Origin of the sequence: Brunnivagina elsteri CCALA 953 (assembly GCF_002289455.1) — a bacterium.
Taxonomy (GTDB): Bacteria; Cyanobacteriota; Cyanobacteriia; order Cyanobacteriales; family Nostocaceae; genus Brunnivagina; species Brunnivagina elsteri.
Genome location: NZ_NTFS01000207.1, coordinates 1 through 11815, shown reverse-complemented (window position 1 = coordinate 11815; position 11815 = coordinate 1). Strand labels below are relative to the sequence as shown.

The window sequence follows — 11815 nt, the reverse complement described above, 5'->3', positions numbered from 1 at the left end:
TTAATATGAAGATGCATAAAATAACCCCACCGCCTGTGGCACCTCCCCTACCCTTCGGGAACGCGAAGTGCGTAAAGTAAGGGGAGGTTGAGAGGAATCGAAATAATGTGCAGCTTCACAAAGAATTGGTATTACGGAATTGATATTAGGAAAAATATTAAAAATGAAAATATTAATTGTAGAAGATGACGAATTAGTTGCAGAGGCAGTTGCATCTGTCCTCACCAATCAGAATTATGTAGTTGAATTTGCAAGAGATGGTCAATCAGCTTGGGAATTAATTGAAAATTTTGAGTATGATTTGTTATTACTAGATGTCATGTTGCCCAAGCTAGATGGGATTAGCTTATGTCGGCAAATCCGCAATCGCAATTTTTCAATGCCCATCCTCTTGTTAACAGGTAAAGATAGTAGCCACGATAAAGCAATTGGACTTGATGCTGGAGCAGATGATTATTTAGTAAAACCGTTCGATCAAGAAGAATTACTAGCTCGTGTGCGAGCTTTACTACGTCGTGGCAGTTTAGCTGTGCAACCCATCTTAGAATGGGGTAAATTAAGGCTCGATCCCACCAGCTGTCAGGTACACTATGGGACACAACTATTATCACTAACCCCAAAAGAATATGGACTATTAGAGCTTTTTTTGCGAAATAGTCGTCGGGTATTTAGTTGTGGCATGATTTTAGAACATCTTTGGTCTTATGAAGATATTCCTGGAGAGGAAGCTGTTCGTACCCATATTAAAGGATTGCGTCAGAAATTAAAAGCTGCTGGAGCTTCTGGGAGTTTAATAGAAACTGTATATGGCATTGGTTATCGTCTTAAATTACAAGAGCAAGATTGTCAGGAAATAGTAGGAAGTTCTGCTAATTCTATCTCTGAATCTGAATCAAAATCTCAACAAACTCTTTCAGTTATTAATCAAATTTGGCAGAAATTTAAAGGTAGAGTAATCAATCAAGTAAGTGTTTTAGAACAAATATCTGTAGTATTAAGTCAAAAAGATTTAGGTTTAGATTTAGGTTTAGATTTAAAATTAGACTTAGAATTAGAAGTAAATTCAGATTTGTATTTGCAAGCAAAAAGAGAAGCGCATACACTTGCAGGTTCTCTTGGTACTTTTGGTTTTGGGGAAGGTTCCAAAATTGCCCGTAAAATTGAAAATATTCTCAAAAAAGAGAAAAATTTAGATAAAAATGATATTAGAAAGCTTTCGACTTTAGTTAAAAATTTACAACAAGAAATTGAACCTTCCCTACAAGAAAATCAAGATATTCCCAATACTTCTTCAGACGATCGCACTTTACTTCTTGTGGTTACTCAAGATTCCACCTTTGCCGAACAGCTAATTCAAGAATCAGCAATCTGGGATTTAAAGGTAATAATTGCCACCAGTATTGCCACAGCCAGAAATAAACTATATCAAGAGCATCCCAGTATTGTACTACTTGACCCTAGTATTTCCGCCGATGAGGAAGACAGCTTAAAATTACTGGCAGAATTTCGCGATCGCAAGCCCCCTGTTCCTGTATTAGTTGTCACTGAACAAAATAATCTCAGTAGTCGTTTGCAAATAGCTCGTAGTGGTGGCAATACTTTTTTACAAAAACCAATAGCACCCGCAAAAGCACTCTCAGCAGTGACCCAAGTATTACAACAATCAGACCCAACACAAGTCAAAGTACTGGCTGTGGACGATGACCCGCAAATATTAGCATTGTTGCAAAATTTACTCACCCCTTGGGGATTAACCGTAAAAACCCTCGCTGAACCAGAAAAATTTTGGGAAACTCTAGAATCAGTTCAACCAGATATACTCATTTTAGATGTGGAAATGCCCGGATTCAACGGTATAGAACTTTGCCAAGTAGTACGCAAAGATTCCCAGTGGAGCGAATTACCCATCCTATTTTTAACCGTTCATAACGATGCAGACATCATCAATCAAGTATTTAGCGTTGGTGCTGATGATTTCGTCAGTAAACCCTTTGTTGGTCCCGAACTTGTCACCCGCATTATCAATCGTTGGGAGCGGATGAAATTAGTTCGACGCATGGCACAAACCCAGCAGGTGAAGCAGAATACTGAGTCAAATCAAGAACACCAACGCATCCAAGCAGCATTAGAAAATTCCCAAGCAAGGCTAGCTGGAATTGTGGAAATTGCTGATGATGGGATTATCTCCATTGATAGCAACCAGCGTATCACCCTATTTAATCGTGGTGCCGAAAAAATATTTGGATTTGCAGCATCAGAAGTATTAGGAAGACCATTAAATCTATTAATACCCCTCCGCTTTACCCAAGCACATCGCCAACACGTAGATGAATTTAGCACATCTCAAATACAAACAAGGAGGATGGGGGAACGTCGTGAGATTTATGGAAAGCGGAAGGATGGTACAGAATTTCCAGCAGAAGCTTCCATCTCAAAATTAAATCTAGGTGAAGAAATAATTTATACAGTTTACCTACAGGACATCAGTGAAAGAAAGGAAATCGAGTGCATGAAAGATGAATTTATTTCCGTCGTCAGTCACGAACTTCGTACCCCCCTCACATCAATTCATGGTTCCCTGGGGATGTTAACAAGTGGTTTAATCAAAGCGGAATCTGAACAAGGCAAACGTCTGTTACAAATTGCCACTGATAGTAGCGATCGCTTAGTTCGACTGATTAACGACATCCTTGATATCGAGCGGATCGAATCGGGTAAAGTGAGAATGGAAAAACAAAGCTGTAATGTTGCTGATTTGCTCACCGAAGCCATTAAAATTATGCAATCACTCGCAGATCGAGCCGGGATTATATTATCAGTAGACAGCAGTTCCGGGCAAATATGGGCTGATAGCGATCGCATTGTCCAAACCCTCACCAACTTAATTAGTAACGCAATTAAATTCTCCAAACCTGGCGATACAGTTGTTCTGGAAGCACAACCACAAGGGGAAGAAGTGATATTTTCAGTCAAAGATACTGGACGTGGTATCCCCGAAGACAAACTTGAAACCATTTTTGAGCGCTTTCAACAAGTTGATGCTTCAGATTCCCGCAGACAGGATGGCACAGGTTTAGGTTTAGCAATTTGTAAAAGTATCATCCAACAACATAACGGACGGATTTGGGTGGAAAGTACCCTTAATCAAGGTAGTAAATTTTATTTCGCTTTATCTCTATTCAAATCAGTAGAAATCTCTGAATTAAAAAGCCCCAGTACTCAGAAACATACCAGCGTCTTAGTGTGTGAAGATAACCCAACTATCCGCACTCAGTTAAAAGCAATACTCGAACAGCAGGGTTATCGTGTCATTACCATCAATTCTGGAGAAGATGGGAACACATTGCGTAGCAACTTCGATAATGCGATGTCTACGACGGTTTACGCAAACAACCAAAATCCAGAGGTAGTTTTACTTGATCTGCTGGTTCCCAATCTAAAAGGTTGGGAAGTCACGGCAATTTTAAAAAAACCTTCAGATAAATCCAATATTCCCATGATTCTTTGTAGCGTGGGGACAACAGAAGCAAGAAACCAATCCACCAACCCATTTGTTGATTGGGTTTGCCAACCCGTCGAAGAAAATTCCCTATTTCAACTACTACAACAACTACTAACTCAATCAAGTAAACCATCGCGAGTATTGATTGTTGAGGATGACCCTAAAATAGCAGAATTACTGGTGACATTACTGAATGGGAATGAGATTGAAAAATAATGACCAAGCGAATATTAGTAATTGATAACGAAGAATATATCCAAGAAGTTGCCAAAATCTGCTTAGAAACCGTAGCTTGTTGGCAAGTAATCACCGCAGGTTCAGGTAGTGAAGGAATTAGTAAAGCCGAAACAGAACAACCTGACGCAATTCTACTTGATGTGATGATGCCTGACATGGATGGAATTACCACCTTTGGCAAACTTCAGGCAAATCCCGCAACCCAAAATATCCCCGTCATCCTATTAACAGCCAAAATCCAAGCAAACGATCGCGATCGCTATGCTGAATTGGGAATAAAAACTGCGATCGCAAAACCCTTCGATCCGTTGACATTAGCGAATCAAATCGCTGAAGCCTTAAATTGGCACATTTAATTAATTTATCTCACGCAGAGAAGAATGTAAAATAACCTAATCAACAAGGTATAGGTAACTTAGCAATTAAACTTTGCCAGGTTTCATCGTTAACAACACCATCACTTACCAAACCTTGGTCAGTTTGAAAATTTCTTACCGCCATATCTGTGATTGAACCATAATAACCAGTGATGCGATCGCACGTCAGATAACCAAAGTACAGCAGCATTTTTTGGAGTAACATAACAGCATCTCCTTGAGAATGAATACTTAAAGTTGGCATTACATTAATTGCAGTGGTAAGCATCACTATATTTCCATCGCTGTGAATTCTTGTACTTTCGGTTATAAATCAATAACTTGAGAAACTTGTGAGGAAACGTAATTCTTAGTTAACATTACCAAATCCAGCCACGTCTTTAAAACTCTTCTACTCCTATTCTCTTCTCCTCTTATTCTCTGCGACTCTGCGACTCTGCGTGAGACAAATCCATATTCAGAAATAACCAATCTCCTGCTAACTTCCGAATAGCTTCCAACTCCTCAACAGGCATTTTATCCAAATTATTCAAAATAAAGCTCATCCTTCCTTGCGTTGCTAACTTTTCCCGATGACGATCAAGAAAATCCCAATAAAAGAAATTGAACGGACAAGCATTATCCCCCGTTCGGGCTTTATAGTTATATGAACATCCTTTACAATAATTACTCATCTTATTAATATAATTTGCCGACGCAGCATAAGGTTTTGAACCCAAAATTCCCCCATCAGCAAAAAGTCCCATCCCAATCACATTAGTTTGCATTACCCAGTCATACCCATCAATAAAAGCACTGTGGAACCAACTCTCTACTTCCTGTGGTGACAAACCAGTAATCAGGGCAAAATTACTCAATATCATCAACCTTTGAATATGATGTACATAACCAGTATTTAGTAACTGAGAAATCACTTGATGTAAGCAATTCATCTTAGTTTCACCAGTCCAGAAAAATTCCGGTAAAGGTTGCTTGTGATTAAAGTAATTGTTTTGTGAATAATCTTCACTTACATAATGATATAACCCATACATATATTCCCGCCAACCCAGAACCTGACGAATGAATCCCTCCCCACTATTGAGGGGAATTTGCTCTTCTCGGTAAGCTTTTTCCGCAGCTTCTACAACCTCCAAAGGATGTAATAAGCCAATATTCAAATAAGGAGAAATCATCGAATGCCACATGGTTTCTTCCCCCATTATCATTGCATCTTGATAGGGACCAAAACCAGCAAGTCGCACATGAATAAACCAATCCAAAACTTCCAGTGCTTGACTACGATTTACACCCCAATAGAATTTATTTGATTTATCATTTAACTTTCCAAATGTTGAAATATTAAGAGAATTAACATGTTTTATAACTTCTTGAGTAATCTCATTAGGTTCAAACCATTTTGCACCAGGTGTATTTAATTTACCCTTTGGACGTTGACGGTTTTCTTTGTCATAATTCCATTCTCCCCCAACAGGTTTATCCCCTGCCATTAAAATCTGAAATTTTCGTCTTCCTTCCCTATAAAAATACTCCATCAAAAGACTTTTTCGACCCTGTGCCCAACTTTTAAATGCTTCTGTTGTCCATAAAAAATGATTATTAGGAACAAGATTAATCTTGCATTCTAAAGATGGGAAATATTGTCTCTCCATATCTTTAATTAGCTGCATAAATGGTCGATCGGCAGGTATCATTACCCGCATTTCGGTAATCTTATTTGCTTTTATCCATGCTTCCAGAGGTACAGCAAAATCATCAGTAATTTCATAAGTCACCTTGTATCCTTTTTCCCGCAACTCCTCCGCAAAGTGACGCATCGCTGACCAAATTAGGACAAGTTTTTGCTTGTGATAAGGACGAACTTGGACATGATTAAGAGATTCGATTAGAATAACGGGTATTTTGTCAGTTCCGCACGAAACAAGTGCTGCTTGTGTAGTTGAAAGTTGGTTCCCTAATATCCAAACACCAATAGTCATTATTTATCTTCCACGATGATATCTATTATCCCCTCTACGGGAAACCATCTACTATCCCGTCTACGGGAAACATATATATCGCGATCGCGTCTTGTCTTTTATAGAGCGCTACTGTTGCATAATCACCAAATGACCCTATCATTTATCAGTAGAAGTTCATTGTACAATTTATGCGTATTCAATTGAGTCAAAAATTTTACTTATTTACTAGTGCTGCGGTACTAATAAATTTAGCTGCCTGTTCCTTGCCTCTTCAAACAAAAACCCAATCCCTCACTCCAATAACTCTTTCCCAGCCGCAGGCTTCGCTGATATCTTCTCAAAGAATAGCACAAGCTTCTGATTCTTATCAGGTAATTGACGAGGCAAAAAAATTTAGATATACGGTTCAAGGTAAGCAAGTTCTGAGTGCAGGGAATCTACCCAACACAAAAGTTAATTTTAATCAAACTGATTTATTAACGACTCTAGTTAATACCCGTCAATATTTCCAAGAACATGCTGAAGCTGATCCAGAGGTATTGCGTCCAGGATTGCTTAGTACGCAAGGTATCACTGTTGATGATACAATAGCAACCCTGGATTTTATGATTACAGTGTTGCGGGAAGATATAGCTCAAAAAAGACCAACTCGCTTGCAAGACTCAACTTTCATCAACCAAAATTTCCGCGTGATTAAATGGACTGCAAATAATCCGAAAAAGCCTGCTCAAAAACAAGTTAGATTAACTAAATATGCAGTTTTTACTCATCCAGGTTCCCGCACTAAAACCTCAAGTTATACTATTCCCATATATAGCCTCAAAGATGATTTAGCAGCCAATAAATTTTACACAAAATACAGCAAACAAGATGTTTTATCGGGTATTTACGAACCTGGAGGAAAAGAACACGGAAAGGTTGAACCGCTTGCTTACCTTACCAGACAAGGTTTAGAAGAAGCCTTAATGGAAGGAACCATATTAATTAACTTTCCTGACGGCACAAGCGGTTATTTTAATGTTGATAGAAGTAACGAAATACCATTTATCAAAGGAGTAAATCCACGTAATCAAAAGCGTTACTGGTATTTTAGAAAAGTTGATGCCATCAAAGGTTACGGTTACAAAATTGATGCCAAAATATCAATAAAACCGGGTGTCACATTTGCTGGAGATGTCTTAAATATTGGCTTAGGTAGAATGGTGGTTTTGGAATCAGGTCAAGGCAAAAATAAACGTCTCCGAATGGGAACAATTGCCGATACTGGTGGTGCATTTTTACCGAGCTTATATCAACTCGATTTCCTGTCAGGAATTTTCAAAAATAGACAGGACTTTCAACGTTTTGTGAATCAGTTACCTGAATATGCAAATGCATATATTTTGGTGAAAAAATAGGGAACATTCCAAGTTTTGCATAAACACCGTAAATTGTAATTCTGTAGCTTGTTTTTACGTAGTTTTAGCTTCCCGAAGGGTAACTTAGCAAGTTAATGCATAAGCCTTTCGGGTAGGCTAAAAAGATGTTTTAACAGTATCTTTTGATGTCATGTTATGGCTTGTTTCGGAATTTTTTCTTTGACTGGTAAAATGTCAAAAAATCTAAATCAATCCATGTATTTATACTGAAAATAAACAAAAAATAACTTAAGTAAATAGAATATTGTTACATGGATATATATAAATTTAATTTAAAAACTGCTTGATGCTGTTGTCCGTGAAGCAGGAATCTCTTGACTATAAGTCAAGAGAAGTTCAATAAACGCTACTAAGTATAATTGGCACGTAAAGCCTGTTGGCATTGAGTTTAATGACTATTTCAGGCGCTTTCAAGATATCTTTTTTTCCTGACGTGCCGTTTTTACTCAACAGCCAATAAACATACTATCTAATTTAATCAACCACAAATTTATGTATACAGCACTTCCGGCTATTACACAATACAGTTTTTCTCCTTGCCGCTATTTTGATTTTTCTGTCAATGCGTAAGTCCTAATTGCGCCGTTTCAGCGATCCCTATATTCGTTAAGAATTATAAACCCTGCTTGATGCAAGGGTTTTAATGTCATGAAACCTTAAAATGAGAATTGCTGATTCGCTACCCTGCGGGAACGCGATCGCAATTTTTCCCTCGTCTTCCCATACGATATAAAGTGATTGAACTAACACAGTAGTAATATCCGTGGCTAACCATCCCGAAAATACCGAAACCCTTGCCCGTACTCCCCTATACCCCCTAATCCAAAAACTCAAAGCCAGATTTACTAGCTTTGGAGGTTGGGATATGCCAGTACAATTTAGTGGTATCACCAGTGAACACGAAGCAGTTAGAAATAATGCAGGCATGTTCGATATATCCCACATGGGTAAATTTACACTCCAGGGTAAAAATTTAGTATCCCAACTGCAAAAGCTTGTACCATCAGACTTGAGTCGTCTCCAACCAGGTCAAGCTCAGTATAGTGTTTTACTCAATCCCCAAGGTGGAATTATTGACGATATAATTTTTTACTACCAAGGCGAAACCAACACTGACGAACAAAAAGGTGTACTAATTGTTAACGCTGCCACCTGTGCTAAAGATAAAGCCTGGTTAATAGCACATTTAGATACCAATGAAATCAAATTCCAAGACTTATCAACCGAAAAAGTCCTGATTGCCCTCCAGGGACCAAAAGCCGTGGAAAAACTGCAAAAATTCCTAGAAACAGACTTAACCCCAATTAAAGCATTTGGACATCTCGAAGCAAACATCCTCGGAAAGCCCGCATTTTTAGCCAGGACAGGTTACACAGGTGAAGATGGGTTTGAAATCATGGTTGACCCCGACACAGGTGTAGAATTGTGGCAGAAGTTGATGACAGCAGGTGTAATTCCGGTGGGTCTTGGTGCTAGGGATACCCTACGTCTAGAAGCCGCAATGGCACTGTACGGACAGGACATTGATGAAACCACCACACCCCTCGAAGCTGGATTAGGTTGGTTAGTTCACCTCGACAAAGGGGAATTTATTGGACGAGAAATCCTCACTCTTCAAAAAGCCACAGGAGTAAAGCGTCGTTTGGTTGGATTACAAATGCAAGGACGTAACATAGCCCGTCATGGTTATCCAGTTCTAGCAGCAGGTAAAATAATTGGGGAAATAACCAGTGGGACAACATCACCAACACTAGGTTATGCGATCGCATTAGCATATGTTCCCACTGAGTTAGCAACCATAGGACAACAGCTAGAAGTGGAGATTCGTGGCAAAACCTATCCAACCGTAGTAGTCAAACGTCCCTTCTATCGTTCAAAATCTCGTTTGACAAATTAGCAATTTTGCCGAATTTTAGGGAATAATTTGTTCTGGGCTGATTTTAGTAAGTGCTGACAACTGACTATTGACTCCTGACTGAAAAATTTTGTGATTTTATAGAGGTTAGTGATATGGGTTTTGAATATCCTGAAGATTTGAAATATCTAGATACCCACGAGTATGTTCGTTTAAAAGGAGATATTGCCACCATCGGCATTACCGCATTTGCCGTAGACCAATTAGGTGATATTGTGTTTCTGGAATTACCTGACGTTGGAGAAATCGTCAGCAAAGGGGAAAATTTCGGCACAATTGAATCAGTCAAAGCCGTCGAAGACCTCAAATCCCCCGTCACAGGTATTATTCTCGAACGTAATGATGCCATGATTGACGCACCCGAACAAGTCGCAGATGACCCATACGGAGAAGCTTGGTTATTAAAAGTCCGTATTGACGACTCCAGCGAAATCGAAGACGCAATGACAGCAGAAGAATATAGTCTCCAAGTCGAAGGAAATTAATCATAGGGGCGCAATATTCGCGCCCTTAATTATATAGTTCTTGATGTAATTTTTGTTGAATTTAGAGTGTTCCAACAAATAAATGATCCAAAACCCGTCATTGCGTACTCCGAAGCGGAGAAGCTAGCTACGCTCTTAGCGTTCCCGCAGGGTAGCATAAGTCCGAAGCGGACACGCTCCGCGAACGCAAGGACTTGGAGACTATACGATTACTTCACTCCGCTATGGCTGTATTCGTAATGACAATTGGGTATTTTTTTACTTGGAATACTCTTAGTGCAATATACTTCAGTTAAGGTTCGCAAAGTTCATTTTTTTAACCGCCAAGACACGGAAGACGCAGAGAAAATAAAATACCCTCTTACTTTTATTCTCCGCGCCTCTGCGACTCTGCCCGACACAAATCCATATTCTCCCACTCCCGGAAAAAAATCATAAAATTTCCATAAACCTCGTCAAAAATCCAACCTTCCCAATATACTTGTTGCAAAATATTAAGTAGTATGTAGTACCATCTGGAGAAGAATTAGTGGTAATTTCTGCACCTGTGCCAAAATCAAGCCAACAGCAGACCAAAAGTGAAAGTAGTCAAAAACTAGGTAACTTCCAACAAAGACACATCGGAGTATCCGAAAGTCAACTACGAAAAATGTTGGAAATCATGGGAATTTCCAGCGTTGACGAACTAATCGATCGCACTGTCCCCGAAAATATCCGTTTATCCGGTTCCCTCAACCTTGCGGAAGCCCAAACTGAGTACACAGCACTAGCTCAACTCAAACAAATTGCCTCCCAAAATCAGGTTTACCGTTCCTTCATTGGTATGGGATACTCCAACTGCATCACCCCAACGGTAATTCTCCGAAACATCCTAGAAAACCCCGGTTGGTACACCGCTTACACCCCCTACCAACCAGAAATTGCCCAAGGACGACTGGAAGCTCTACTAAACTTCCAAACAATGGTAATTGACCTCACCGGGTTAGAAATAGCCAATGCATCGCTCCTCGACGAAGGAACCGCAGCAGCAGAAGCCATGAGTCTGAGTTACGGTGTTTGCAAAAACAAAGCAAATGCCTACTTTGTGTCCCAAGATTGCCATCCCCAAACAATCGACGTGTTACAGACACGTGCCAGACCATTGGGAATTGAAATCATTATTGGCGACCATCGCAACTTCGATTTTTCTCAAGGTATTTTTGGTGCAACTCTCCAATACCCAGCCAGCGACGGTACAGTTTACGACTACAAAGAATTTATTACCAAGGCACATACAACTGGTGCATTAGTCACAGTCGCCGCCGACCTTCTGAGTTTGTGCTTGTTGACACCTCCAGGTGAATTTGGTGCGGATATCGTGGTTGGTAGTACCCAGCGTTTCGGCGTTCCCCTGGGTTATGGTGGTCCTCATGCAGCATATTTTGCTACCAAGGAAGAATACAAACGGCAAATACCTGGTCGTATCGTCGGTGTATCTAAAGATGTCCGTGGGAACAGAGCGTTACGGTTAGCATTGCAAACCCGCGAGCAACATATCCGTCGGGACAAAGCCACCAGTAATATATGTACAGCACAGGTTCTACTCGCTGTGATTGCGGGGATGTATGCTGTATATCATGGTGCCGCAGGGTTGAAGCAGATTGCTGAGGATATCCATCAAAAAACTGTTGCGATCGCACAACAATTAAAGGAATTAGGTTACAAAGTTGCTTCAGATGACTTCTTTGACACCATCAAAGTCGAATTAGGAAGCAAAAATTTAGAAGAGATTCTCCAAGCTTGCGAAGCCAAAAAAATCAACCTGCGAATATTCGATGATGCTGCTGTGGGAATTTCCCTCGATGAAACCACCACGGAAGCCGATTTAATCGACTTACTCGAAATATTTGCCCCTTCTTTCCTCCTCCCCCCCTCTGCCCC

Annotated in this window: 7 protein-coding genes and 1 pseudogene; 6 read left to right on the top strand and 2 right to left on the bottom strand. The window is 39.8% G+C overall.

Features of this window, described 5'->3' with window-relative positions:
- Positions 1 to 163: 163 nt before the first annotated feature.
- Together CK510_RS17780 and CK510_RS33525 are read left to right on the top strand one after the other, a co-directional pair.
- Entirely contained in the window at positions 164 to 3718 is a 3555-nt protein-coding gene (locus CK510_RS17780) for a response regulator (RefSeq protein ID WP_095722976.1), read from the top strand.
- Entirely contained in the window at positions 3718 to 4095 is a 378-nt protein-coding gene (locus CK510_RS33525; protein WP_373695814.1) for a response regulator, read from the top strand. The genes CK510_RS17780 and CK510_RS33525 overlap by 1 nt, the downstream gene beginning before the upstream one ends.
- Before the next feature lie 40 nt (positions 4096 to 4135).
- On the opposite strand, the gene CK510_RS17770 is transcribed toward CK510_RS33525, so the two are convergent.
- Complete coding sequence (locus CK510_RS17770; RefSeq protein ID WP_095722974.1) at positions 4136 to 4384, bottom strand: peptidoglycan-binding domain-containing protein; 249 nt, start codon at positions 4382 to 4384, stop codon at positions 4136 to 4138.
- Positions 4385 to 4529: 145 nt separating this feature from the next.
- Positions 4530 to 6095 carry a cryptochrome/photolyase family protein gene (locus CK510_RS17765; protein WP_095722973.1) on the bottom strand — a complete coding sequence of 522 codons (1566 nt, stop codon included), beginning with the start codon at positions 6093 to 6095 and terminating at the stop codon, positions 4530 to 4532.
- Positions 6096 to 6265: 170 nt separating this feature from the next.
- Between CK510_RS17765 and CK510_RS17760 the strand changes: the two genes are divergently transcribed.
- The 4 genes and pseudogenes from CK510_RS17760 to CK510_RS17745 form a co-directional block, all read left to right on the top strand.
- Positions 6266 to 7474 carry a hypothetical protein gene (locus CK510_RS17760; RefSeq protein WP_095722972.1) on the top strand — a complete coding sequence of 403 codons (1209 nt, stop codon included), beginning with the start codon at positions 6266 to 6268 and terminating at the stop codon, positions 7472 to 7474.
- Between the two features lie 784 nt (positions 7475 to 8258).
- Positions 8259 to 9392, top strand: a complete 1134-nt coding sequence (gene gcvT, locus CK510_RS17755) for a glycine cleavage system aminomethyltransferase GcvT (protein WP_095722971.1) — start codon at positions 8259 to 8261, stop codon at positions 9390 to 9392.
- A gap of 113 nt (positions 9393 to 9505) precedes the next feature.
- Positions 9506 to 9895, top strand: coding sequence for a glycine cleavage system protein GcvH (gene gcvH, locus CK510_RS17750; RefSeq protein ID WP_095722970.1), 390 nt, complete (start codon positions 9506 to 9508; stop codon positions 9893 to 9895).
- Between the two features lie 529 nt (positions 9896 to 10424).
- A pseudogene (locus CK510_RS17745) lies at positions 10425 to 11815 on the top strand (glycine dehydrogenase); the annotation flags it as partial.

Coding starts and splice junctions, on each gene's coding strand:
- CK510_RS17780 (WP_095722976.1), top strand. CDS start 164: ATGAAAATATTAATTGTAGAAGATGACGAATTAGTTGCAGAGGCAGTT.
- CK510_RS33525 (WP_373695814.1), top strand. CDS start 3,718: ATGACCAAGCGAATATTAGTAATTGATAACGAAGAATATATCCAAGAA.
- CK510_RS17770 (WP_095722974.1), bottom strand. CDS start 4,384: ATGCTTACCACTGCAATTAATGTAATGCCAACTTTAAGTATTCATTCT.
- CK510_RS17765 (WP_095722973.1), bottom strand. CDS start 6,095: ATGACTATTGGTGTTTGGATATTAGGGAACCAACTTTCAACTACACAA.
- CK510_RS17760 (WP_095722972.1), top strand. CDS start 6,266: ATGCGTATTCAATTGAGTCAAAAATTTTACTTATTTACTAGTGCTGCG.
- gcvH (WP_095722970.1), top strand. CDS start 9,506: ATGGGTTTTGAATATCCTGAAGATTTGAAATATCTAGATACCCACGAG.